The sequence below is a fragment of the Streptomyces sp. SID14515 genome, from assembly GCF_010548505.1.
Taxonomy (GTDB): Bacteria; Actinomycetota; Actinomycetes; order Streptomycetales; family Streptomycetaceae; genus Streptomyces; species Streptomyces caviscabies.
In genome coordinates this window covers 33,843-56,861 of record NZ_JAAGMH010000105.1, presented here as the reverse complement: position 1 = coordinate 56,861, position 23,019 = coordinate 33,843, and the positions used below count along the sequence as shown (strand labels likewise).

At 72.7% G+C, this 23,019-nt stretch carries 21 protein-coding genes; 7 read left to right on the top strand and 14 right to left on the bottom strand.

The genetic code is table 11. The annotated features are described in order from the left end of the window. Window positions 1-29: 29 nt before the first annotated feature. From G3I54_RS23465 to G3I54_RS23445, 5 genes are all read right to left on the bottom strand, one after another. On the bottom strand, window positions 30-1,109 hold the full coding sequence (locus tag G3I54_RS23465) for an acyltransferase family protein (protein ID WP_164616843.1): 1,080 nt from the start codon (window positions 1,107-1,109) through the stop codon (window positions 30-32). A 5-nt stretch (window positions 1,110-1,114) separates the two neighbouring features. Continuing rightward, on the bottom strand, window positions 1,115-3,442 hold the full coding sequence (locus tag G3I54_RS23460) for a polysaccharide pyruvyl transferase family protein (protein ID WP_164616842.1): 2,328 nt from the start codon (window positions 3,440-3,442) through the stop codon (window positions 1,115-1,117). Continuing rightward, window positions 3,439-4,866: a hypothetical protein gene (locus tag G3I54_RS23455; RefSeq protein WP_164616841.1), complete on the bottom strand. Its 1,428-nt coding sequence runs from the start codon at window positions 4,864-4,866 to the stop codon at window positions 3,439-3,441. The genes G3I54_RS23460 and G3I54_RS23455 overlap by 4 nt, the downstream gene beginning before the upstream one ends. 61 nt (window positions 4,867-4,927) lie before the next feature. Continuing rightward, window positions 4,928-6,442 carry an alpha-2,8-polysialyltransferase family protein gene (locus tag G3I54_RS23450; RefSeq protein ID WP_239144524.1) on the bottom strand — a complete coding sequence of 505 codons (1,515 nt, stop codon included), beginning with the start codon at window positions 6,440-6,442 and terminating at the stop codon, window positions 4,928-4,930. A gap of 3 nt (window positions 6,443-6,445) precedes the next feature. Next, window positions 6,446-7,429, bottom strand: a complete 984-nt coding sequence (locus G3I54_RS23445) for a glycosyltransferase family 2 protein (RefSeq protein ID WP_164616840.1) — start codon at window positions 7,427-7,429, stop codon at window positions 6,446-6,448. Between the two features lie 203 nt (window positions 7,430-7,632). On the opposite strand from G3I54_RS23445, the gene G3I54_RS23440 reads away from it, so the two are divergent. Next, window positions 7,633-8,094: a MarR family winged helix-turn-helix transcriptional regulator gene (locus G3I54_RS23440; protein WP_164616839.1), complete on the top strand. Its 462-nt coding sequence runs from the start codon at window positions 7,633-7,635 to the stop codon at window positions 8,092-8,094. Between the two features lie 58 nt (window positions 8,095-8,152). On the opposite strand, the gene leuE is transcribed toward G3I54_RS23440, so the two are convergent. Further along, window positions 8,153-8,818, bottom strand: coding sequence for a leucine efflux protein LeuE (leuE, locus tag G3I54_RS23435; protein ID WP_164616838.1), 666 nt, complete (start codon window positions 8,816-8,818; stop codon window positions 8,153-8,155). 242 nt (window positions 8,819-9,060) lie between these two features. Here leuE and G3I54_RS23430 point away from each other — a divergent pair, with 242 nt between their 5' ends. Next, on the top strand, window positions 9,061-10,089 hold the full coding sequence (locus G3I54_RS23430; protein WP_203687063.1) for a L,D-transpeptidase family protein: 1,029 nt from the start codon (window positions 9,061-9,063) through the stop codon (window positions 10,087-10,089). 238 nt (window positions 10,090-10,327) lie between these two features. Here G3I54_RS23430 and G3I54_RS23425 read toward each other — a convergent pair whose 3' ends face one another. Together G3I54_RS23425 and G3I54_RS23420 are read right to left on the bottom strand one after the other, a co-directional pair. Continuing rightward, window positions 10,328-11,485, bottom strand: a complete 1,158-nt coding sequence (locus G3I54_RS23425) for a hypothetical protein (RefSeq protein WP_164616837.1) — start codon at window positions 11,483-11,485, stop codon at window positions 10,328-10,330. After that, window positions 11,485-12,261 (bottom strand): RNA polymerase sigma factor, encoded by a 777-nt coding sequence (locus tag G3I54_RS23420; RefSeq protein ID WP_164616836.1) that lies wholly within the window; start codon window positions 12,259-12,261, stop codon window positions 11,485-11,487. Before G3I54_RS23420 ends, G3I54_RS23425 begins: the two co-directional genes overlap by 1 nt. A gap of 368 nt (window positions 12,262-12,629) precedes the next feature. Between G3I54_RS23420 and G3I54_RS23415 the strand changes: the two genes are divergently transcribed. After that, window positions 12,630-13,805 (top strand): UDP-N-acetylglucosamine--N-acetylmuramyl-(pentapeptide) pyrophosphoryl-undecaprenol N-acetylglucosamine transferase, encoded by a 1,176-nt coding sequence (locus G3I54_RS23415; protein ID WP_164616835.1) that lies wholly within the window; start codon window positions 12,630-12,632, stop codon window positions 13,803-13,805. Between the two features lie 107 nt (window positions 13,806-13,912). Here the strand turns inward: G3I54_RS23415 and G3I54_RS23410 are convergent, their stop codons facing one another. Beyond that, window positions 13,913-14,845: a LysR family transcriptional regulator gene (locus G3I54_RS23410; RefSeq protein WP_164616834.1), complete on the bottom strand. Its 933-nt coding sequence runs from the start codon at window positions 14,843-14,845 to the stop codon at window positions 13,913-13,915. A 131-nt stretch (window positions 14,846-14,976) separates the two neighbouring features. Between G3I54_RS23410 and G3I54_RS23405 the strand changes: the two genes are divergently transcribed. The 3 genes from G3I54_RS23405 (at window position 14,977) to G3I54_RS23395 (ending at window position 17,479) form a co-directional block, all read left to right on the top strand. Continuing rightward, a complete protein-coding gene (locus G3I54_RS23405) occupies window positions 14,977-15,777 on the top strand; it encodes an inositol monophosphatase (RefSeq protein ID WP_164616951.1) in 801 nt (266 codons plus the stop codon). 65 nt (window positions 15,778-15,842) lie between these two features. Next, window positions 15,843-16,487: an NAD(P)-binding domain-containing protein gene (locus tag G3I54_RS23400; protein WP_164616833.1), complete on the top strand. Its 645-nt coding sequence runs from the start codon at window positions 15,843-15,845 to the stop codon at window positions 16,485-16,487. 479 nt (window positions 16,488-16,966) lie between these two features. Then, a complete protein-coding gene (locus tag G3I54_RS23395) occupies window positions 16,967-17,479 on the top strand; it encodes a hypothetical protein (protein WP_164616832.1) in 513 nt (170 codons plus the stop codon). Window positions 17,480-17,645: 166 nt separating this feature from the next. Here G3I54_RS23395 and G3I54_RS23390 read toward each other — a convergent pair whose 3' ends face one another. From G3I54_RS23390 to G3I54_RS23370, 5 genes are all read right to left on the bottom strand, one after another. Next, window positions 17,646-17,954: a transcriptional regulator gene (locus tag G3I54_RS23390; protein ID WP_030084573.1), complete on the bottom strand. Its 309-nt coding sequence runs from the start codon at window positions 17,952-17,954 to the stop codon at window positions 17,646-17,648. Then, entirely contained in the window at window positions 17,954-18,364 is a 411-nt protein-coding gene (locus tag G3I54_RS23385) for a hypothetical protein (RefSeq protein ID WP_164616831.1), read from the bottom strand. Before G3I54_RS23385 ends, G3I54_RS23390 begins: the two co-directional genes overlap by 1 nt. Before the next feature lie 180 nt (window positions 18,365-18,544). After that, window positions 18,545-19,123, bottom strand: a complete 579-nt coding sequence (locus G3I54_RS23380; protein ID WP_164616830.1) for a hypothetical protein — start codon at window positions 19,121-19,123, stop codon at window positions 18,545-18,547. Window positions 19,124-19,302: 179 nt separating this feature from the next. Continuing rightward, window positions 19,303-20,124, bottom strand: coding sequence for a DUF4328 domain-containing protein (locus tag G3I54_RS23375; RefSeq protein WP_164616829.1), 822 nt, complete (start codon window positions 20,122-20,124; stop codon window positions 19,303-19,305). A 160-nt stretch (window positions 20,125-20,284) separates the two neighbouring features. Then, window positions 20,285-21,895 carry a family 20 glycosylhydrolase gene (locus tag G3I54_RS23370; RefSeq protein WP_164616828.1) on the bottom strand — a complete coding sequence of 537 codons (1,611 nt, stop codon included), beginning with the start codon at window positions 21,893-21,895 and terminating at the stop codon, window positions 20,285-20,287. A gap of 467 nt (window positions 21,896-22,362) precedes the next feature. On the opposite strand from G3I54_RS23370, the gene G3I54_RS23365 reads away from it, so the two are divergent. Beyond that, on the top strand, window positions 22,363-22,905 hold the full coding sequence (locus G3I54_RS23365) for a 2-oxo-4-hydroxy-4-carboxy-5-ureidoimidazoline decarboxylase (RefSeq protein WP_164616950.1): 543 nt from the start codon (window positions 22,363-22,365) through the stop codon (window positions 22,903-22,905). Window positions 22,906-23,019: the final 114 nt, after the last annotated feature.

Genomic DNA, 23,019 nt, shown 5'->3' with positions numbered 1-23,019 from the left:
CGGGGGCCGGGGCGGGGTCTGCGGGGCGTTCAGCCCAGCACCTTGCTCGCCCCCGCGCGGCCCCACAGCATGGCCGCGCCGAACGACAGGGCCGTCGTGGTCGCCGTCATACCGATCACCAGGGCTCCGGCGGCCGGGCCGCTCAGGTCCGCCCGGACGAAGGCGTCGTCGAGGACGCCGAGGACGAGCACGTGCACGAGGTAGGCCCCGAACGACGCGTCGGCCAGCCGGGTCAGCGTGGGCCGCATCCGCTCCGGGACGCGCAGGCCGTGCAGCGAGACCAGGACTCCGCAGCTGAACAGGCCCACCAGGATGTGGGCGTACGGGATCGCGTAGTGCACCTCGTGCTGGTACGCGATCACTCCCGCGAACCCGCCCGCCGCGAGCAGCAGCCAGGGCCACCGCCGTCGGCCGAACGCACCGGCCGGAGCGGCGAGCAGCAGCGCCCCGAGCACCGCGTAGATCAGCTGGTACGGGGCGAACGCCCAGCCGAAGCGGGGCAGTTCACGGCCGGTGGCCCCGGCCAGGTCGCCGAGGAGCGACGGAGCGGCGGCCAGGACCAGCAGGACCGCGCCGAGCCCCCACGGCCGCCTGCCCGCCCGGACCAGCACGACCAGGCCCAGGACCATGATCACGGGGAGGTAGGCGTACAGGTACCAGAGGTGGTAGGCCGGGCGGACCGAGGCGAAGACGGAGTCCAGGGCGAGTCGGCGGAGCGGGTCGTCGTTGGTGTCGCGCAGCTTGCCCCAGGCCAGGTAGAGCGCGGTCCAGACGGCTAGCGGCACCACGATCCGCACGATCCGCCGCCGCAGCCGCGCACCGTCCTTCGGCGGGGCCCCGACCAGGACCACCCAGCCGGCGATGGCGAAGAAGAGCGGCACGGCGAAGCGGCCCGCGGAGTCGGCGACCAGCCCGGCCCAGTAGGTGCCGGGCCCCTGCGACGCCGTCCGGCCCACGGTGTTCACGAACGCCGAGCCGGTGTGGAGGCCGATCACGGCGACCGAGCAGAGCAGCCGGATCAGGTCGATGTCGTAGCGGTGCTCGCGGACGGGACCCGTCGCCTCCGGGGCCGTCGGAGCCGGGGCGGGGGCGGGGGGTGTGGTGGACATGGTCCTCAGAGGGTGGGCGGGGCGGTGCGAAGGGAGGAGGCGGCGTGGTCCCCGTCGGCGGCGGACCGGGGCGCGGGAACCACCGGGCCGGTGCCCGGATCGCCGAACGGGTCCGGGAGACCGGTGAGTTCACGCAGCCGGGCGAGGTTGTCCCGGGTCACCGACCACAGCGCCCGCTGCCGGTCGTGGACGTCGGCCACCGCCGCCGGGTGGTCCGCCAGCACCGCGTGGGCCCGCTCCGCGAGCCGGGCGCCGAGGGCCCGTTCGTGGACGGAGACGCCCCAGTCGGGCCGGTCGATGTCGGCCAGGAAGTAGGCCAGTTTGGGGTGCGAGACCAGGCTGATGACGGGGGTGCCGCAGCCGAAGGGGATCATGCCGGCGTGTCCGCGCATGCCGATCACCAGGCGGGTGCGCCGGTAGAGATCGCGGATCTCGTCGTTGGAGAGGAGATACAGCGGCTCCACGGGGAGGGTGAGTCCGTGCTCCCGGCGAAGGTCGTCGACGAAGCGTTCGTCGGCGGGCATGTGCGCGGCGTAACGGACCTCCGCCGAGGCCGAGACGGTCCTGATCGCGGCGGCCATCTCCGCGAGGAAGTGCCCGTAGTCGTGGCCGAAGCGGAGCCCGGCCCGGTCGTAGGCACAGTTGATCAGCACGGTGTCCTCGCGCACCGCCGGTTCGGCGAGGCGGGGATCGAGATGGCGGGCGACCGTGGTGGGGCAGGGCTGGTAGCGCACCTTCTCGCGGAGGGAGGCGGGCAGCAGTTCGCGGACCCGGGCGACGGAGCCGTGGTTGCGCAGCCCGAAGAACGCGGACCGCTCGACCAGGGCCCGCAGCGAGGCCGCGAACCGTTCGCGGCGGTAGCGCTGGCCGTCGAAGACGTTGTAGCCGACGGCGAAGACCGCCAGGGGCGCGGTGATCCGGGCGAGCACGTCGTCGGGGATGTTCCACTGCCAGCCGCTGTTGCCGTTGGGCGCGGTGTCGGGGAGGAAGAGTCCGCCGCCGCCCACGATCACCGCCCGCCGGGCGTTGAGACGTTCGAGGCCGGCCTCGTCGACCAGCAGGTGCGCGTGCTGCTGGTGCCAGCGGTCCGGGCCGGTGTCGGCGGTGAAGCAGCTGCGGACCGCCTCGGGGAGCACCTTGTCGCCCGCGTTCTCCTCGCCGTCGGCGAACAGGGCCACGTGGGCGAGCTGTTCACCGGGCGGGGCGCCTGCGGCGGGCCGGTCCGGGATGGCCGCCTGCGTCGTACGGGCGTACCAGGCACGGCAGTTGGCGTCGGTTGGGTCGGCTTCCAGTCCGGCGAGCGCATAGCCGCGGGCGTCCTCGGTGCGGCCGAGTAGCCAGGCGAGCCGGGCGAGTTGACCGAAGGCGCGGGGGGCGAAGTCCGGTGAGGCGGTGGCCAGCAGCAGGTGCGTTTCGGCCTCCTCGTACCGGGACAGCGCCATCAGGCAGACGCCGAGCGTCTCGTGGCAGCGCGGCAGATCGGGGCGGCCCACGACGGCCTCGCCCAGCAGCGCCACGGCCTCGTCGTGCCGGCCGCGCCCCCGGTGGATCTCGGCGATCTGCCGGACCAGGTCGATCGGCGCCCGGCGCCCGACGGGGAACGGGAGCGCGAGGTGCAGCAGCAGATCGGGGTGCTTGGGGCCGGGAAGGGCGAGGTAGGCGGCCCGGAACGCTTCGTCGTCCAGGTCGAAGCGGTCCCGCGCGGCGTGGGCGGGTCCGGTACCCGATGGGGGCGTACCGGCGAAGTTCAGGACGACGACGCCCTCGGGGACGGCCAGGTCGTCGCGGAGCCGCAGTGCCCGGAAGTCGTACCGGGCGTCCAGGGGTACGAGGAGGCTCTCCGGGATGTCCCGCGCGCCTGGTGGCGGTACGGGCCGGTCGAGGTCCTGGCGCTGGATCACCAGCAGGCCGTCGTGCGGGTCCGGGGCGCCGTCGGGGCCGGGGCGCGGCACGGCGGCCACGCCCGTACGGAGTCGCAGCAGGGCGTCGAGCGGGCCGAGGACGACCATGGCGGGGGCGAGGGCGACCACGGTGTCGTACCCGTCGAGGCCGAACACCTCGTGGCGCCCGGCGGCGGTGCGCGGGACCAGCCGGGGGTGCAGCCGGCGGGCGGCGTCGAAGTCGGTGTCCGGCAGGCCGGGGTGCAGGACGACGATGTCCTCGCAGAGGGCCGGGTTGCTCAGCGCGAGGCTGCGCAGGATGGCCCGGAGGCCGGGCAGTTCGTCCGCGCCGGCGACGTACACGGCGAAGGCGATCCGGCGCTTCCCGGTCACGGCACGGCGGTCGTCGGCGGATGCGGACCCGGCCACGGGGGTGGAGTCGTGCGTCGTCATCTCAGCGTGATCCTCACTGCGCCTGCGGCCTCGTCCGGATGCGCGGTGCGCTCCCCGATCCACTCGCGCTCGCGCGGGGACAGGGCCGCCGGTCCTTCGAACCCGATGAGGTCCACCCGGGCGGGCGTGCCCAGGAAGTCGAGGAGCCGCAGCACGGTGTACGCGGTGCTCGCGGGGCCTTCGCCGTCGGCCGGCTCGCCGAGCAGCGCCGGATCGTGCAGCGGGCGGCGCAGCGAGGCGTCGCCGATCCGGTCCTGCGCTCCGGGGACGAGCCGGCTGCGCAGGGCGAGCCGCCAGCGCGGGAGCGGGTCGCCGAAGACCAGCCGGGTGGCCGCCCGCCGGTCCCAACGGGGGCCCTTCCACGGGGTGTCGCCGCTCAGGGTGCAGGCGTGCAGATCGGTGCGGGCGGTGGGGGCGGCATGGCGCGGGGCGTCGCAGCGTACGACCAGGTCGTAGCCCGCGATCAGGGCGGCCAGCGGGCTGCCGGGCCGCTGCTCCTGCTCGGCGGTGTGCGGCGTATCGGCGACCAGGCACACCGTCCGGCCCGCGACGAGCCGCCGCAGACCGGGTACGCCGATGGGCTCGGCCCCGCCGAGGAGCGGGTCGGCCATCGGGTCGTGGTCCGAGAGCCGGCGGTGCTCGGTGTAGAGCGCGGCGAGCCGGCGTACGGCCGGGTCGGCGGCCCCGAGTTCGGCGGTACGGCGGCGGACGAGGTCGGTGAAGGCGGCGCGGGCCTCGGCGGCGGGCAGATGGCGGGAGAGGCGGACGGCCCCGGCACCATCGGCACCACTGCCACTGCCAGTGCCGGTGCCAGTGCCGCTGTCGCTGCCACCGCCGCTGCCGCTGCCACTGCCACTGCCACTGCCACTGCCACTGCCACTGTTCGCGAACAGCGCCAACGCCTCGTCGATGCGGTCGCCCGCGGCGCGGAGGGTGGCGATCCGGCGTTCGACGTCGCGCGAGGCCGCGGTGTTCTGCTGGAGCGCGAGGTGACGTTCGTACGCCGTGATCGCCTCCTCGCCCCGGCCGAGCGCGTCCAGGGCGTTGCCGCGCAGCCGCCAGGCGCCCTTGGAACGGCTGCGCAGGGCGGTGGCCTCGTCGGCGAGGGCCAGGGCGAGACGGGCCTCGGGCTCGCCGCCGCTGTCCAGGGCCTGCTGCCCGGTCCGCAGCAGCGCGTCGAACGCGTCGGCGCCCGGGGTGGAGCACGCCGTGGTCAGGGCGCCGATCGACGCGATGAGCCGGGTGCGGCGGGCGTCGGTGAGGGGTCCGGATGCGGCGAGAGCGGCGAGGTGGTCGCCGCAGATCCGCAGGGCGGCCAGGAGCGCCGGTTCCGGTCCGCCGCCGGGTCGTCCCGGGGCGGGCGTCCCCGGCCGTCCCGCTATCGCCCGTACTGACGTGAGCAGCCCGGTGAGGGTCTGGCCCATGCTCGTTCCGCCGTTCTGTGAGTCGGACGCCGGCGCCGGGGGTCGTTGCCCCGGCCCCTGGTCAGAGGCCCAGGGTGCTGCGGGTGCGCCGTACGGTGCGGCGCAGCCGGACCGCCGCTCCCCGGGGGCCGCCGCCGGGCAGGGTGAGGCTCTGCAGACGGCGGCGCTTGAAGTAGTGCTGGGTCGTGGGGTCGAGGTGCTCCCGCAGCCATGCCTCGGCGTCGGGGCGCAGCCCGGGGTGGAGCTTGGCCTGCATGCAGTAGCCGACGGTCCGCAGCAGCGGGGCGAGGCTGTCCGGCGCGGTGCGCGGCAGACGGGGAACGCCCCCGGCGCCCTGTGCGTCCGGGTTGTCCGAGCCGTCCGGGGCGGTCGAGCCGTCCGGGGCGGGCAGCTCGTCCAGGTCGGGCACGAGGTGGTCGGTGATCGTCAGCGGGATGCGGTTGCTGTTCTCGTACGGGGTGATGCGGTCGAGGACCAGGCGGGTGCCGACGCGGGCGACGGGGATGCCGTAGTAGGCGGCGGCGGTGAACATCGCGGTGGAGAAGCAGCCGACGACGAGGGTGGGCGCGCACCGCTCGTACAGCGTCTCGGCGAGCAGCGGTCCGTCCAGGGTGGTGAGCCGTACGCCGGCCTCGGCGGCGGCCTCGTCCAGGGCGCGGGAGTAGCGGGCCGGGGCGGTGGGGTGCGGCTTGAAGAGGATGGAGGTGTGCCCGGCGCGGGCGGCACCGCGCAGCATCCGGATGTGCAGGTCCTCTTCCTCCTCCGGGGTGAGGATGTTGAGGGCGGCGAGGTACTGGCCGAGCAGCATCGCGGTGGGGGCGGCGGCCTCGGCGGCGGCGAGCCCCTTGTCGCCCTCGGCCGCGGCGGCGATCTCGGAGAGGACGGCGCGGAAGGCGTCGTCGGGGACGAGTTCGGGTTCGACGCCGGCCTCGGCGAGGAGGAGCGGGCGCACTCCGGTGACCAGGTCGAGGTGGAGGACGCGCCGGATGCGGCAGGCGATGGACTGGGGCAGCCGGTTGCGGGTGGGGCCGTAGCTCATCAGGCCGTCGGCGTAGACGTGCACGGCGCTCTCGGAGAAGATCGCGGCGAGCGCGCGGGCCGGGTTGACCTGGATGGACTCCACGGCCAGGTCGACGGGGGCGTCGGGCGCGATGTCCCAGGCGAGGCGGAAGGCCCGCTGCCACAGGACGGTCTCCTCGGAGCGGGGGCCCCAGCCGCTGGGGTGGTGCGGGCTGATCGCCTCGTTCCAGTCGACGACGGCGTCGAAGCGGGCGGCGAGGGGGCCGTAGCCGCGCATCTCCTCCAGGCGGAGGGCCGTTTCGGGGACGGCCGCGTTGTTGGAGACCAGCAGGATGCGGTGGCTGTCGGTGGCCCGGCCGAACTGTCCGGCGTCGAGCGCGGCGGCGAGGGTGGCCGCCCCGTACAGGGTGGAGACCTGGAAGACCTGGGTGCGCGGGGGCGTACGTACAGGCGGGGTTACAGGCGTGGTTACGGGCGCGAGCACGGGACCGGGCGCGGATTCGGACGTGGACACGGGCGCGGGTACGGACGTGGACACGGGCTTGGGTGCGGTCATCGGTCAGGCGGCCTTCTGCTTGGTCGGCTTGGTCTGCTTGGTGCGCAGACGGCTGAGCAGCGTGCCGCGCTTGTCGTCGATCATCGTCAGCGTGCGGTCGAGCACATCCTGCGGCATCCGGCCCAGCGCGGCGGTGGACTCGGCGCGCAACCGGCGGGCGGTGGCGGGCTCGTAGTCGTCGGCCTTCTCGTTGTGGAAGGCGATCATCGCGCAGTAGGTACGGACGGCCTTCGGCAGCAGGATGTCCGCGTCCCGGTCGGCACGGAGCTCGTCGAGCAGGGTGTCGTAGGAGGCGAAGAAGTCGAGCTGGCGGGCGTCCTTGATCTGGGTCAGGGAGGTGGTGACCCCGCGCCGGTAGAAAATGCCGTACAGCCCGAGCGCCGCGTAACTGCGGGCGCGCAGATGGAGCTGCCAGATCCACAACCGGTCCTCGGCGGTGCGCAGTTCGGTGGCGAAGCGCTGGGCGCCGTCCGCGAAGAGCCGCCGGTGGTAGATCCCGGCCCAGACGAACGGGTAGTCGACCATGGTCTCGCGCTCGGGCGCCCCGATGCCGTCGCGGGGGTCGAGCACGGTGTCGCGGAGCGGCGCGGGGGCGCGCCGCACGACGCGGGTGGTGCCGGTGGACTGGACGTGGTCGGTGCGGGCGAAGTCGCAGTCGAGGTCCTGGGCGGCGCGCATCAGCCGGACGAGATGGCCGGGGGCGTACCAGTCGTCGCCGTCGAGGAAGGTGAGGTAGTCGCCGTCGGCGGCGTCGATGCCGCTGTTGCGGGCGGCCGCGATGCCGACGTTCGTACCGTGTCTGATCACCCGGGCGCGCGGCAGCCGCTCGGCCCAGTGGTCGACGATGTCCTGCGTGCCGTCGGTGGACGCGTCATCGACCAGCAGGAACTCGATGTCCGGGTCCGCGTTGCGGGCCAGACCGGCCAGCGTGGTCGGGGCGTAGGCCGCGACATTGTGGAACGGTACGACAACGGACAGTTTCGGCACGCGCGCCCTCGCCTTCGATCATGGTCCCGACAACGTAGTGAGACGGCGGAAGGATCGGGTGACACCTGCCACGACAGCGGGTGAACTCTGCGCGTCCGCCGGATGACCGGGCACGCGCGGCGGAGAGGGTCCGGTGCTCGCACGGCGACGGAGGACCGACCGGACTTGACCTCAACAATGCTTGAGGTTCTACGTTCGGCGGCATGGACTACTCACACGACGACGCGGGACTCGCCCGCCAGCCGATCGGCTACTGGAGCTGGGCCGCGCACGAGGCGACGGTCACCCACATCCGGTCGGCGCTGGCCGAACACGGACTCACCCAGCCGCCCTGGTGGGTGCTCAACCAACTGGACGGAGCGGACGAGGAGGGGCGGGACCGGGCCGAACTGGTCACCCTGCTCAGCGGCTACCTCGACACCGGGGCCGACGGCATGGAGGAGGCCGTCGAGAGCCTCCTCGAACGGGGGCTGGCCACCGAGGACTCCGGCTCCCGGCTGCGGATGACCGCCGAGGGGCGCGCGCTGCGCGAGAAGGCGTACGCCCGGGTCGCGCAGGCGAGCGCGGAGATCCACGAGGGCATCGAGGAGGCGGAGTACGTCGCCGCGCTCAAGGTGCTCCAGCGGATGATCCACAACGTCGGCGGAAAGGCCTGGCACCACTGAACAGGCCGTTCCGGCGGCTCGATTCACCGGATGCCCGGACGCCCGGGCGCCGAGCGCCTCAGACGCTGCTGAGCGAGAGCTTGGCGGCGAACCCGAGGAACAGGACGCCCGCCGCCGAAGTGGCCCCCGCCGACAGCCGCTTGCGCCGACGGAAGGCGGCGGCCAGCCGGGTGCCGCCGAAGATCAGCACCGAGAGGTAAGCGAAGCTGGCGAGCTGGAGCAGCGTGCCCAGCACCAGGAACGACAGGGCCGGGTAGGCATAGCCCGGGTCGACGAACTGGACGAAGAAGGAGATCAGGAACAGGATCGCCTTCGGGTTGATCAGACTGACCACCAGCGCCCGGCGGTAGGGCCTCTCCATGGAGGCCGCGCCGTCGGGCGTCTCGGCCGTCTCGACCAGTTCGGCGGTACGCCGGTGCCGCTCGCGCCACAGGGACACGGCCGCCCGCAGCATCCCGATGGCCATCCAGGTCAGATAGCCCGCGCCCGCGTACTTGACGATCGCGAAGAGCAGGGGCGTGGTCTGGAGCAGGGACGCGGCGCCGAGCGCGGAGAGCGTCATCAGGACGGTGTCCCCGGTCCAGACGCCCGCGGCGGCCGTATAGCCGGTACGCACGCCGCGTCGGGCCGCGACGGAGAGCACGTACAACGAGTTCGGCCCCGGCAGAAGAACGATCAGCGCCAGACCGGCGAGATAAGTCGGAAGATCGGTGACACCCAGCATGGACGGAGTCTCGCACGCCGGCACGGGTCGCCGTCCAGGGGTTTCACCAGGCGATATCGACGGTCCGGCACCCTGCGGAAGAGGGCCGGGTCCGGCGGGCCGGACCCGGCCATGATCCACCGGGCGACCCCTCGGGGGGCTGGACGCGCGGCTTGCGTCCGACGGAGGATTCGGTGACCGGGCCGGGCGGGAATCCGTACAGGAGGCACCGGGCGGACGGGTGAGGCAGGGGGGACCGAGCGATGGCGGACACGAACAGCGGGTGGGACGGCCGAGGACCGGGCGGCGAGAAGGGCTCGCGGGCGCGGGGAGCGATACCGGGGCCGGGCGTATCGGGTCAGGCGCCCGGGAGCGGACGACCGCATGCGCGTCGCGTCACCGCCGTATCGATCGTCGCCCTGGCCGCCCTCGCGACCGGGTGCGAACCGGGGACCGCCACAGGGGCGCAGGACGCACCGCCGCCGGTGCGGGCCACGCAGGCCGCCGCGCCGACCGCGAGCCCCTCCCCCACGGCCCCCGCCACCGACGACGCCGCACCGCCCACGACCCCGCCGCCGAGCCCGTCGGCGTCCACCGCCGCGCCCGCCCCGGCCAGGACGACCGCCCGCCCCGCCCCCGAGCCGAGCACCGCACCGCCGCCGCGCGTCCTGATGCGGACCGGGTCCGAGAGCGACCAGGTGCGGGAACTCCAGGCCCGGCTCCGCCAGATCGGCCACTTCGGGCGCAACCCCACCGGCTACTACGGCTCCGTCACCGCCGACGCCGTACGGTCCTTCCAGGCCAAGCGGCGGCTGGCGGTCACCGGAAGCGCCGACGAGGTCACCTGGAAGCGGCTGCTGGCCATGACCCGGGTGCCGACGGCCGCCGAACTGCGCCCGCCGACCGAGCGGCCGGTGGCCACGCCGGACGAACGGTGCCTGAAGGGCCGGGTCCTGTGCATCAGCAAGAAGAGCCGGACCCTGGCGTGGATGATCAACGGCAAGGTCGTCTCCGCGATGGACGTGCGCTTCGGCTCGGAGTACACGCCCACCCGCGAGGGGGTGTTCGAGGTGTTCTGGAAGTCCCGGGACCATGTGTCGACGCTCTACGACACCCCGATGCCGTACGCCCTGTTCTTCAGCGGCGGCCAGGCGGTGCACTACTCCGCCGACTTCGCGGCCAACGGCTACGGCGGCGCGTCGCACGGCTGCGTCAACGTACGGGACAAGAAGAAGGTCGCGGCACTGTTCGACCAGGTGAAGAACGGCGACAAGGTCGTCGTCTCCTGGTGACCCGGCGCGCGGCCGGTACGGACGGGGAGAGAGGGCGCGGGCGGGACCGGGGGAACGTGTCCCGCCCGCGCCGATGCGCTGAGCCGAAGGTACGGGGGGAACCCCGGCTCGTTGCGCGGCCGATGACCAGTCGGCTCACTCTGTACTGCGCCCGGCCTCCGAAAAACGTCACACCTGGCTGTCCGGGCCGTTCGCCAGGCCGTTCACAGGACCGTTCATCGGCCCCTGGATCCGCAGGTCAGCGGGTGAGTACGGAGGCCGCGCCGGTGTTCTTCGGGAGCGGCGGGATCCCGGCATCCGCCCCGTCGGCGTCCGTCCCGGTCTCCACCGGCTTCTCCGGGGCGAAGCCGGAGCGCGGTACGGGCTGGAAGGAGACGGGCGGCAGCGAGCCGCCGCCTCCCGGTCCGCTCTGACCACCGTCGTCATCGTCGTCCCCGCCGCCACCGGAACCACCGGAGCCGCCGGAACCACCGCTCCCGCCACTGCCGCCGCTCCCGCCGAGGAGGCGGTCGCAGAAGCGCTCCAGGTTCTTCTCGCCCTTCGCGAACTCGATCAGCTGGCGTCGGCTCCGGTCGTCCAGGGTGCCGTTGCGGAAGGCCTTGCAGGCCTTGACGGACTTCTCGTACCAGTTCCCGGAGTCCTTGCCGTCGCCGGACCCGCCGGGACGTTCGTCCCGGTCGTCGCCGCCCCCGGAGGTCTCCTCCCGGCCGTCGCCGCCCGGCCGGTCCGGGGTGCCCGGACGGTCGTCGCCGGACTCCCGGCCGGTGTCGCCGGTCCGCGCCCCCTCGGGCTTCTCGGACCCGGCGGACTCCCGGGTCGCGGGCGAGGAGGACGCCTCCGGTGCGTCGGGCGAAGACGGGTCCGCCGGTGACGACGGGTCGTCGGCCGGTCCGCTGGAGCTCAGCGGCCCGGGGGTCACGGCAGCCGATACGGAGGTGGCGGGCGCGGGTGAGCCCTGTCCGCCGAAGGTTCCGGTGAACACGCCCGTACCGGCGGCGACCGCGACCCCGCCGAGCGCACAGCCCGCGAGCGAGGCGACCAGGCCGAAGCGGACCGGCCGGCTCCAGCGCGGGCGGCGGGGCGGGGTGCCGGGGGCGGAGCCGATATGGACGGCGTGCAGCATCCCGGGCCGGCCGGGGAGGGCGGCGCCGGCGTCGCGGCCGGCGAGCCGGTCCACCCCGTTGCCGTGGCCGGCCTGCCGGAACGCGGCGAGGACGGCGTCCTCGCCGGGGAGTTCGCCTGCCGCGGTACGCAGGGCGCCGCGGGCCGTGCCGAGCGCTTCGGCGAGCCGGAAGGCGTCGGTGCGGGCCTGGTCGCCGACGGGGACGACCGGTTCGCCGCGGAGAAGTCTCTCCGCCGCGTCCTTGTCAAGCCACTCGTAGTGCTCGTCGGCCATCACATGTCCTTCTGCGTCCACGGTCGCGAATGCGTCACACCGGGAGTGACCCCGGCGGGCGCCGCCGGACCGCCCCGGCCGGGCCGCTGGGAGGGCACGGCGCCGAGCCCGGTGCCTCCGCCCGCGTCGGAACCGGCCTCGCCTCCGGCACCCTGTGCCGGGCCGACGGCCGGGGTCCCGTCCGAGGTGAACGCACCGTCGGCGGCCCGGGCTGCCGCGAGCTGCTCGTCGGCGCCGAGGAGTTCGGCCAGTCGCTTGAGGCCGCGGTGGGCGGCGGTGCGTACGGCGCCGGGCCGCTTGCCCAGGGTCTGCGCCGCGCTCTTCGCGTCGAGCCCGACGACCACCCGGAGCACGACGGCCTCGGCCTGGTCCTGCGGCAGCTGGGCGATGAGGGACATGGTGCGGTCGGTGTCGAGCGCCTCGATGGCGTCGCCCGCGGTGTCCGACTCGGCGGCGCGCGCGGTCAGCTCGGTCTCGTCGCCGCCGATCGCGGGACGGCGGCTGCGCATCCGCAGGTGGTCCAGCGAGCGGTTGCGCGCGATCCGCGCGGCCCAGCCCCGGAACCGGTCGGCGTCACCGCTGAAACGGTCGAGGTCGCGCGCTATCTGCAGCCACGCCTCGGACGCCACGTCCTCGGCGTCCGGCTCCCCGACCAATGTCCGTATGTAGCCCAACAACCGTGGCTGCACCGCGCGGTACACAGCACGGAAGGCGTCCTCGTCCCCGTCCTGTGCCGCGAGCACCGCGGCAGTCAGCTCCGCGTCGTCCCCCAGCACTCCCTCAACCCGCCCTGCCGTCCTCAATCGCAGCTGGTCAACTGCTGCGCAACCCTGCGCGAACCAGCACGCTACGTGCTCGGCGGGGGCCACGTCCATGACTTGTACAACCCGCAACAATTCGTCGGGCGCCTTCCGGTGTGACAGAAAACGCAGTCATGGCGCTGAGATGAGTACGGGGTCGTGCTGCGACCCCGTGGAAGACGGCCGGGGCCTCTCCTGTGGGGGGTGGCGGCCCCGGTCGTCGCTCCTCTTCGCCCTGTGCCCCAACCAGGGCTGCCCTGCGTGCAGACCCCCGTGCGATCGACGGCGTGACCAACACCGCACGGATTCCGCCCGGCCGACCGGCGCTCCCTAGACTGCTCCAGGTGAATACCGCGCCCCGACCCGCCTCCGCCTTCCGTCTGATCGTGACGGGAGGCGGCACCGGCGGCCACACGTACCCCGCTCTCACCGCGATCCGCACCTTGCGGGCACGCCTGGCAACTGCCGGGCGCACCCTCGACGTCCTGTGGATCGGCACGGCGGAGGGCCTGGAGGCTCGGGTCACCAGCGCGGAGGGCATCCCCTTCACCACTGTCGCCACGGGCAAGATCCGGCGTCACACGAACCCGCTGAAGATGGTGTCGCCCGCCAACGTCCGGGACATGGCGCGCGTGCCGCTCGGGGTCGCCCAGGCGCGCAGCGCGGTCTCCGCCTTCCGGCCGGACGTCGTCCTCGCCACGGGCGGTTACGTAGCCGTGCCGGCCGGGCTCGCCGCGCGGATGTGCCGGGTCCCGCTGGTCCTGCACGAACAGACCGTCCGCCTCGGCCTCGCCAACCGTAAGCTCGCCGGCTCGGCCACGCGGATCGCCGTGTCCTCGGAGTCGACCCTGCCGCTTCTGCCGGAGAGCGTCCGGTCGGCGGCGGTGGTCACCGGCAACCCCGTACGACCGGAGGTCCTGACCGGCCACCCGGACAAGGCCGTGACCGCGCTCGGCCTCCACAGCTTCGACCGGCGGCTGCCGACCGTATACGTCACCGGCGGAGCGCAGGGCTCACAGCAGATCAACGACGTGGTCGGCGGCGAACTGCCGTGGCTGCTGGAGCGCGCCAACGTGGTGCACCAGTGCGGCCCCGCCCACCAGGAGGCGCTGTCCACACGCGCCGCAGGACTTCCGGCCTCCCTGGCCGCCCGGTACCACCTCACGGCCTTCGTCGGACCGGAGCTGCCGGACGTCCTGGCCCTGGCCGATCTCGTGATCTCGCGCAGCGGCGCGGGCACCCTGGCCGAGCTGACCGCCCTGGGCAAGCCAGCCGTCTTCATCCCGCTCGCCACGGCCGCCGGGAACGAACAGGCCCACAACGCCCGGCACCTGGAGGAGTCCGGGGCAGCGGTCGCGCTCCTCGGCGATGTCACCGGCGAGCACCTGCGCGATGCGGTCGGCCCCCTCCTGGGCGATCCGGAGCGCCGGGGTGCGATGGCCGCAGCGGCCAGGGCGCACGGTCGCCCGGACGCTGCGGAAAGGCTCGTGGACGTGATCCTGTCCGCAGCGTCCCGGTAGCCGCGGAGCCCGCAGTGGCTACGTAGTCCGCCCGCCCCCGGCCCCAGCTCCGGCGGCCGGCCATGTGAAACGCCGAGCCCCACCGAGACCCCACGACGCCTCACCGCCTACCGTGTACGAGCTCGTCCGCCGGTGCAGGGTGCGCGAAACAGCGCCTGGACGGTTTCGGTGGCCAGGTCGCGCAGCCAGGTGTGGGCGCGGTCGTCGTCGTAACGCTGATGCCAGAGCAGGTACAACGGGACATCGGGCAACGGGAGCGGCGGCGCCATGGAGACCAGGCCGAGCTGGTCCCGGGCAGTGCGGGTGACCGCATCGGGAAGGGTCACCACCAGGTCTGTGCTGAGGGCGAGTTGAAGCGCGAAGGCGGCCGTCGGTCCGGCGGCGACGACACGCCGTTCGAGGCCGTGCAACGTCAGGGCGTCGTCGATCGGGTCGCGCAGGCTTCCGCGCCGCGAGACGGTGAGGTGCTCGACGGCCGCGTAGCGTTCGAGGCTCATCGGGTCTTCGGCGAGCGGGTGGCCTGGGCGAACGGCGACGACCAGCCGGTCCGCGCCGACGAGACGGTGACGGACGTCGGGGAGCGTCGGAACACTGGAGCTGGATTCGAGGTCGATCTCACCCCGCCGCAACTCGGGCCCGTCCGTGCCGGGTTCGGCGGACAGCCGCAACCGTACGCCGGGCGCCTGACGGTGGACAGCGGTGGTCAGGTTCGTACCGCAGGCCGCGGTCAGGGCGTCATGCCACCGCACGGTGAACACCCGGTCCAGAGCCGCCAGGTCGAGCTCCCGCTCGGCGGACAGGAGCTGGTGGGCCTGCTGTACGAGGGCGTGAACCTGGGCACGCATGGCCAACGCGCGAGGGGTGGGGGTCATGCTGCGGCCGGTGCGGACCAGGATCTGGTCGCCGGTGGCCTTCCGGATGCGCCCCAGGGAACGGCTCATCGCCGGTGAGGTGACATGGAGGCGCGCCGCGGCGCCGGCGACGCTGCCCTCTTCCAGCAGTGCGTCCAAGGCGGTCAGCAGGTTCAGATCCAGTTGCATGACAGTAACTCTACAAGTGAAAAGCATGCACTTGTTGTTAACGACCGGGCGGCCTACTTTCGAAGTGCGGGGGCGAGACATACCGCCGCCCCACACCTACGAACCCCCGGGAGCCCAGCGTGACCACACCCATGCCTTTCGACGCCGGCACGAAGCTCATGTCCGAAGCGACCGCCGCGGTGGAGGCCGCCGGCGTCACACTGCGCGACCGCTACACCCCGCAGGCCCGGGGCGTAAGCCTTGACGAGGTCGTCGCGGAGATCCACGCCAACGACGACGCGGTACTGGAAGTGCTGCGCGAACCGCTGCTGCGGGCCCGGCCGGGATCGCAGTGGGCCGAGGACGAGCTGGCCGGCGGCGCGCTCCCGGCCGGGGAGTGGTGGGTCGTCGACCCCGCCGAAGGCAACATCAACCATGTCCACGGCATGGAGGAATGGGCCGTCACCGCCACTCTGGTCCGCGACAACCAGCCGGTCCTCACCGTCGTCCACCTGCCGCTGACCGGCGACACCTACACGGCCGTCGCCGGCGGCGGCGCCCACCTCAACGGCCACCCCCTGGAGGTGTCCGCCAAGACCGGGCTGGATGCCGCGCTCGTCGGCACGGGTCAGGCCAGGCCCGGTGAGAGCGCGCGGACCTTCCGGCGGATCGGTGACTCCGTCACCGCCATGCTCGTCGACGGCCTGGTCGTGCGTGTGTCCGTCCCCGCCACCATGCAGCTCATCCATGTAGCCGCCGGACGCATGGACGCCTTCTGGCAGTTCTCCGACGTCCGCTCCGGCCTGGTTGCCGGCGCCCTGCTGGTCTCCGAGGCCGGCGGAACCGTCACCGACCTGGCGGGCGAGACCTGGAACACGGGCAGCCGCGACTTCCTCGCCTCCGCCCCCGGCATCCACGGCGCCACCCTCAAGACCCTCTCGCCGATCGTCTGACGTACGGCTCTCTCCTTCTCCTCCCCCTCCCTCTCCCCCCGAAGTACTGCAAGGAGCTTCTCCTCATGGCCAACATCGGCATCCTGGGCGCGGGCCGCGTCGGATCCAACCTCGCCGACAAGCTCGCCGCCGCGGGGCACCACGTCACCCTCGGGCTCCGGGTCTCGGAGGACGCCGCCGCCCGCACCACCGGGACCGCGCCACGGATCACCTTCGCGGACCAGCGCACCGCCGCCCGCACAGCGGACATCGTGATCAACGCGACACCCGGCGACAGCTCCCTGGACCGCCTCACCGACCTGCGCACCGAGCTGTCCGGGAAAGTCCTCGTCGACGTCTCCAACGCCACCCGCGACGCCGACGACGGCCTGCCCGGCGACCTGTGCTATCCCGGCGGCAGCCTCGCCGAGAAACTCCAGGCCGCCCTCCCCGGCACCCGGGTGGTAAAGACCCTCAACACCATGCTGTTCATGGTCATGACCGCCCCCGAAACTCTGACCACCCCGCCGACCGTCTATGTCTCGGGCGACGACCGGGCCGCGAAGAAGACCGTCACCGGTCTGCTCACCGACCTGGGCTGGCAGCCCGGATGGATCGAAGACCTCGGCGACATCAGCACGGCCCGAGCCACCGAGGCCATGATCCTGGTCGTGCCGCACATCCTGCGCCGACACGGCTTCAAGCCCTTCGCCGTCTCTCTCTCACGCTGAAACCCCAGGGCCGGGCCCCGGCCGAAGAGCGGCGGGTTCACACCGTCTTTCGCCGCCCGTGCTCTGTCGGCGAACTCCTGGACCGCGGCTACACAGCGTCCTTGACAGTCATTTGGATTACGCGGACGACAACTCCCCCCGAGCGGGAGACAATTGCGCATTCGAAAAGCAGGCCGATCGGAACAGTGAGTTCAGGCGACGGGCGTGAAGCCGCGGACGTTCCACAGTCGGCCCGTGAGAGGCCTCACTTTACAGTGAATTGAACTGTCACCAGTTGGGCGTTAACGTCTTTCACGCCCAACCGGACTGGTCCAGGCCATTTCGGAAATATTGACGATGCACGGGGGGAGGCCGGCGATGCCATCAGGTTTCGCAGGCCACGACAGCATCACCGGGCCTCACCTCGTGCGCATACAACGCACTAAGGACTGTACGTGAACCGCAGCGCAATGCGCTTTCGCACGACTGTGATTTCCACCGTGGTGGCCGGTGCTGTCACCTTCACCGGTATCGGCACCGCGCACGCGGCCGAGGCGTCCGGGGCCCGGGACAACGGCGCCGCGGCCCAGAACACCGGTGTCGACAGCGAGCCCACCGCCGAGCAGGTCGACGAGCTGGCCCGCTATCTGCAGGCCCTCGACAACGGCGACGTCCTGGATTCCCAGGGCGTGTTCGACTACGACAAGACCCGCGCCGAGTTCGGCGTCGAGTTCGCCGACGCGATCCAGGCCAAGCTCAGCGGCGACATTCCCGTCGGCGCCTACGGCAGCTACACCTCGTGCCTGCTCAAGGGCGTCGGTCTCGGCGGCCTGGGCGGCGCCACGGCGGCCATCACCGCCAAGCTGAAGAAGAAGCACTTCACGGACGCGGCCAAGCTGATCATCAAGGAGGCCGCCAAGCGCGGCATCAAGGTGGGCGTCAAGGGCGGCGTCGCGGGGCTGGCCGCCTCACTGGGGACGTACGCCGTGTGGTGCGCCACCCCGTGGGCCTGAGCCGCACGGTGAGCTAGTCGCCTGATCCGGCGTCGGCGAAGGGGGTGCGACCGCCAGGTCGCGCCCCCTTTTTTTCTCCGGTCACCTTTTCTCCGGCGCCTTTTCTGCGATGCCTTTTCTGCGACGCCCTTTCTGCGGCACTGGGGCCGTCAGCCTCCGGAGGCCGTCAGCCTTCGCCGACCAGGGCCCGCAGGTGCGTGAGGTACTCCTCGAAGCGCTCCCGCCCTTCGTCGGACAGGCGTACGAAGGTACGGACACGGCGTCCCTCGCCGCGCAGCTTGGCCAGCTCCACCACGCCCGCTTCCTCCAGGACCCGCAGCTGCCGTGAGAGCTCCGGCGAATCCAGTTCGAGGGCTTCGCACAGATCGGCGAAGGACGCGTTGTGCACGCGCCGCAGGGTGCCCAGCACGGCCAGACGGACCGGCGAGTGCATCAGGGTGGTCAGAGCCTGCCGGTGGTGCCCGTCCTCGCCCATCAGGCCCTCCACCGCGACACCAGGTAGCCCAGCAGGACCAGCGCGGAAGCCGCGGCCGGGACCACGATGCCGATGGTGGAGTCCGGGGTGTCCCACAGAACATTGCCCGCCGGAAGGCCCAGCAGGAAGCCGGCCGCGATCCCGGCGCCGCTCTCCAGCCGGGTGTGCGGACGGCGCAGCGCGCGCTCGCGGTGGTAGTAGTTCCAGCCGACCACCACGGCCAGCGCCGCCAGACACACCGGGATGCCGAGCGCGAGCGGCACCCGCTGTTCGGCGGCCACCCACAGGGTGCCGAACAGAGCGGCCGCCGACACCACTCCCCCCACGCGTTCGCCTGTCGTGGCAGAGCGGTTGAGGGCGGGTGCGCCCTCGGCGGCGGCGAGCTGGTCGGCTGCGGTCTGTGGGTCCATCACGGAAATCCCCCCAGGTCGTGCGGATCTTTCAGTTGCGATACTCGCACTCACTTGGCAAAACAGCAAGTAATGGGCGGGAGCGGACCCGACCCCAGCGCCCGCGCCGCCCCGAGCACCCGGGACCCGGGACGTCATCCCGTCCGGTGACTCGCCCCCAGCCAGGGGCTCGCCCCGAGTTCACCCCCGCCCGCGGGCCCGACGCGACATCACCGCGCGCAGCACCCGGCGGCCCTCCGTGGACAGGTCCAGTGCCTTGCGGAGGCCGGCGCCGCTGCCCGCCGTGCCGGCGGTCTCCGCGAGGATCTCCAGGATCCGGACCTGCCGTTCCAGCTCCCCCGCGACCAGCGGGCCCACCGCGGCCGGTTCATCGCCGCGGGCCGCCTTGAGCAGGTGTTCCTCGTCCGGCGGCACGTCTCCGTCCGGGGCGTCGAACCGGCCGTGGATCCGCAGCGCGACCAGCGAGCAGGCGTCGGCCCACTCCCGCAGCGGTGCGGGGGCGAAGTCGGAAGGGGCGGCGCCGAGCATCGACCGCACGAGCGCGGCCGGGCCGTCGGGGATCGACGCGTGCTCCATCGCCGTCCGTACCGCCGCGAGCCGGATGGCCCAATCCTGTCCGTCCTCGCAGCTCGCCCAGAGCGGGCGCAGGGGCTCCGCGGCCGGCCCCGCGAGCAGCGGCAGGCAGCGGTCCAGGCAGGCCACGGCACCGGCGGCCAGCGCGCGCTCGTCGGCTCGTTCGATCAGTTCCAACAGACTCATCGACGTCTCCCTCGGTCTATCGGATACTGCGCCGAATGGCTGAAAATCGTCACTTCGGGGCGATCGTCGACAAGAAGCAGCCGTCTCCGCCCATCGCAGCCGTCTCCACCCGTCGCGGCCGTCTCCGCCCATCGCAGCCGTCTCCACCCGTCGCGGCCGTCTCCACCGGGCGGCGGCCGTCACCTGTGGACGCCCGGGACCACCGTGGCGGGCAGCACGCCGTGCGCGGCGCGTTCGACCTGCATCCGGGTCACCGCACGGACGAAGAGGATCGCGAGCACCGCGGCGACGATGTCCAGCGCGTCGGAGGCCGCCACCAGGCCCGCGGCCCGCACCATCTCCGCCGGGTCCTCGGCCCGCTCCCACAGGCGCTCGGTGACGCGGGAGCACAGGAGCGTCGCGACCCACGCGCTCCACCAGAGGTTGAGCGGGGTACGGGGGACCGTGCGCCAGCCGCCGTCCGAGCGGGTCTGCGCGCTGGCCTCCCAGACGCCGCTCGCGACGCGGTAGGGGAGCCAGAAGTTGGCGATCGGGACGAACCAGCCGCCCACCGCCCAGCCGGGGCCCATCCGCTGCACCCCGGCGTCGAAGACCTCGGCGTTCCGGCGGGTCCGGTGGAACCAGATGACGAAGACGACCGCGGTGGCCACGAGCGCCGCGCTCTGGGCGAGGACCGCGATGCCGTACAGCCGCTCGGCGAAAAGGCCGTCACCGCGGTGGACGCTCACGTCGCCCTCGGTCGCCAGCCGGTGCCAGAAGAGGCGCAGGCGCAGTCCGGTGCCGATGGCGAACAGGTCGGCGGCGATGACCACGCCGAGCAGCGCCGTCACCGCCCGCGACAGGCCGACGGGCGAACGCGGCCAGGCGCCGACGCCCCAGCCCCCGGGTCCGGCGGCCGGGGGCTGCAGACCGTCGGGCAGCGGGGGCCGGGTGCCCGAGCAGAAGGTGCACAGGCCGTCGTCGGTCACGGCCGTTCTGATACGGCAACGGGTGCAGAGCATGAAGAAGTCCCCCCAGGGCGCGAAGCAGTGCGTGGAACACGGCGTGAAACCGTGTGTGACCTCGCGTCCCTCCCCAGGAGCGCGCGGTCGGCGGACCGTAGCCCGTGGACAGCACACCTGTCCACGGGCTACGGTCCGCCGCCGGGGAACGCGCTCAGGCCTACCCGGCGCTGCCGGTCCGCTTCGCCAGTTCCTGGAACCGCGCCCAGCTCAGCGCGGGCTTGCGCGGGTCCCACAGCTTCTGCGAGGTCGCCACCAGCGGCATCCTGATGCCGTTCGCCACCTGCTGAGTGGTCTGGGCGTTCGGCAGGTCGCCCCAGACGGCGAACCGGCCGCCGAGGATCTGCTTCGAGTAGCGGTCGGCGACGGGTTCGGTGCCGCGCAGGACCATCGGGGTCCACTGCTCGTAGATCCGCTCGCCGGTCGGGTAGACGAACTCGTTGGGCTCGCCGAGCACGTAGTAGAGGAACTCGTCGTTGAGGTTCAGCATCTTGTAGCCCGCGGCGAGGTACTCCTGCGGCGGGCGGGCGCCGATCTCCTTGCCGGTCCAGTACTCGATCTCGATGTTCTCGTCGGCCTTGACCTTCGTGCCCCGGAACAGCCCGTCGTTCCAGGCCTTCGCGGTCCGGCCCTTCGGGACGACGACGGCCGCGCGGTCGTTCAGCCAGCCGGTCGCCAGGTCCTCGATGGTGGCGCCGGAGCCGTGCTTCTCCTCGGCGGCCCGCTGGAGCTGAGGGTAGGAGGCGGCCGGGTTCTGGACGGTCAAAGCCTGGTACTCGTCCGCGCCGAGGTGCCAGAACCGCCCCGGGAACAGCTCGGTGTACTCCTCCAGGAGTTCGTCGATGAGCTTGGCCGCGCCCGGCTTGGAGATGTCGATGGACCCCTTCGACTCGACGCCCGCGGTGTTGCGCAGCTGGAGGTCCGGGTGGGCGGCGAGCACCGCGCCGAGGTGTCCGGGCGAGTCGATCTCGGGGACGACCTCGATGTGCCGGCTGTTGGCCAGGCCGACGATACGGCGGACCTCGTCCTGGGTGAGGGCCTCGTCGGAGACCACCTCGGGGTGGGACTTCGACTCGATCCGGAAGGCCTGGTCGTCGGAGAAGTGCAGGCCGAGCTGGTTGAGTTTGAGGTCGCCCATCTCGCGTATGCGGTCCTCTATCCACTCCGCGCTGTAGTGCTTGCGCGCGATGTCGAGGTTGAGCCCGCGCTGCGGCCGGTCCGGCCGGTCGTTGACGACGCCCTCGGGGAACGTGCCGTCCGCCTTGAGCGACTGCTTGAGCGTACGGGTGCCGTAGAAGACGCCCGATTCGTCGGGTGCGGTGATCTTCACCTTCGTGTCGCGCACGGTGAGCGTGTACGACTCGGCGGGGCCCGCGTCCTTGGCGCCGAGCGCCAGCTCGACGTCCCCGGTCCGCGCCGGTTCGGCTCCCCGGTAGCGGATCTTCAGTTCCTTGGCGAGCAGCTCCGCCTCGTCGGCGAGCACCTGGCTGCCCTTGGCGATGACGACCGTGCTGTCCTTGCCCGGCTGCCAGCCCGGCCCGCGCGCCGCCGTGTGCTCGCGGACCGCCGGGATCACACTCGGCGTGCTGGACATCGGATAGCTGCGGGAGGGCGACGGGGCGGCGGCCTCGGCGGAGGTGCCGGAGGGCGACGCCGTGTCGCCGGAAGGTCCGCTGCCGGATCCCTCCGGCCAGACGACGACGGTGAGGACGACGGCGGCTGCGGCCGTGACAGCCGCGCCGGTGACAAGGGCACCACGCGAGGGCGACATCGGGCAGATTCCTCCGTTGAGGGGGCAGGGACGGGTGAAACGAGTGAAGTGCGGGTGAAACGAGTGAATAGGGTGCAAGGTTGGCATTTTTGCCGTGGCCTCGCTCATCGGGGACTCCGGGGCATCGAACAGGACCCCGGCCGACGCAGGTCAGACGTCCATCACACGTTCCGAAACTCTCCCGTTCGGGTGATTTTTCTCCGGTCTGTCGGACGGCCGCCGACCGGTCTCGCTAGCGTTGCGACACATTCGTCTCGCCCTTCACTCCCTCCCCGCGGAACCTGAAGACGCTCCGGCCGGTCTTTCAGGAACGGAGGGCCCTTTTCGGGGTCACAGGGTCATAGATGTCGTCGATGTCATAGATGTCGTTGAGTTGATACGAGGAGTCCACGCTGTCCAGGTCCAGCGAGTCCCCCGCCGGCCTGCCGAAGCGATCCACGCCCCCGGCCGGCCGGTCGGCCGTGCCCGTGCAGCCGCGCCACCCGCTTCCGGCCGACGGCCCGGGAGCGCCGCCCGCCGGCGGGCCGCCGGTTGATCATGCCGTCGGTCTGGCCCATTTCAACAGCCTCCCCTTCGCCGCCGCCGAGGCGGCCTTCCTGGAGTGCTGCGGCAGTCTCCGCTGGGCCCACCGAATGGCCGCCCACCGCCCCTACCCGGATCTCGGCTCCCTACTGGCCGCCTCCGACGAGGCGGGCTACGACCTCGCGCCCCGGGACATCGCGGAGGCCCTGGCCGCGGAGCCGGCCCCCTGCCTGCACCACGACGCCCCGCGCGCCGCCCATCTGGCGCTGCGGGCCGCGCACGCGGCGTACGAGAGCAGGTTCGGCCACGCCTTCGTGATCTGCCTGGACGCCTATCAGCCCTCCCAGCACGTGGACCAGGTGCTGGCCGGGATCCGGGTACGGCTGGCGCACGACCCGGACGAGGAGCGGGCGGTGACCGCCGAGGAGCTGCGGCGACTCGCCCGGAGCCGCATCGTCGAGCTGGTGGCCGCGGACCCCGCGCGGTAGCGGTCGGCGGCCCCCGCACGACCGGGGCGCTCTAGCCCGTACGTGCCTGTTTGATTGCCACTTTGATCACACCAGAGGCCCCGGCGCGAACGAACCGACAATGCGTCGCTACGA

Coding starts and splice junctions, on each gene's coding strand:
- G3I54_RS23465 (WP_164616843.1), bottom strand. CDS start 1,109: ATGTCCACCACACCCCCCGCCCCCGCCCCGGCTCCGACGGCCCCGGAG.
- G3I54_RS23460 (WP_164616842.1), bottom strand. CDS start 3,442: ATGACGACGCACGACTCCACCCCCGTGGCCGGGTCCGCATCCGCCGAC.
- G3I54_RS23455 (WP_164616841.1), bottom strand. CDS start 4,866: ATGGGCCAGACCCTCACCGGGCTGCTCACGTCAGTACGGGCGATAGCG.
- G3I54_RS23450 (WP_239144524.1), bottom strand. CDS start 6,442: ATGACCGCACCCAAGCCCGTGTCCACGTCCGTACCCGCGCCCGTGTCC.
- G3I54_RS23440 (WP_164616839.1), top strand. CDS start 7,633: ATGGACTACTCACACGACGACGCGGGACTCGCCCGCCAGCCGATCGGC.
- leuE (WP_164616838.1), bottom strand. CDS start 8,818: ATGCTGGGTGTCACCGATCTTCCGACTTATCTCGCCGGTCTGGCGCTG.
- G3I54_RS23430 (WP_203687063.1), top strand. CDS start 9,061: ATGGCGGACACGAACAGCGGGTGGGACGGCCGAGGACCGGGCGGCGAG.
- G3I54_RS23425 (WP_164616837.1), bottom strand. CDS start 11,485: ATGGCCGACGAGCACTACGAGTGGCTTGACAAGGACGCGGCGGAGAGA.
- G3I54_RS23410 (WP_164616834.1), bottom strand. CDS start 14,845: ATGCAACTGGATCTGAACCTGCTGACCGCCTTGGACGCACTGCTGGAA.
- G3I54_RS23405 (WP_164616951.1), top strand. CDS start 14,977: ATGCCTTTCGACGCCGGCACGAAGCTCATGTCCGAAGCGACCGCCGCG.
- G3I54_RS23400 (WP_164616833.1), top strand. CDS start 15,843: ATGGCCAACATCGGCATCCTGGGCGCGGGCCGCGTCGGATCCAACCTC.
- G3I54_RS23390 (WP_030084573.1), bottom strand. CDS start 17,954: ATGGGCGAGGACGGGCACCACCGGCAGGCTCTGACCACCCTGATGCAC.
- G3I54_RS23385 (WP_164616831.1), bottom strand. CDS start 18,364: ATGGACCCACAGACCGCAGCCGACCAGCTCGCCGCCGCCGAGGGCGCA.
- G3I54_RS23380 (WP_164616830.1), bottom strand. CDS start 19,123: ATGAGTCTGTTGGAACTGATCGAACGAGCCGACGAGCGCGCGCTGGCC.
- G3I54_RS23375 (WP_164616829.1), bottom strand. CDS start 20,124: ATGCTCTGCACCCGTTGCCGTATCAGAACGGCCGTGACCGACGACGGC.
- G3I54_RS23370 (WP_164616828.1), bottom strand. CDS start 21,895: ATGTCGCCCTCGCGTGGTGCCCTTGTCACCGGCGCGGCTGTCACGGCC.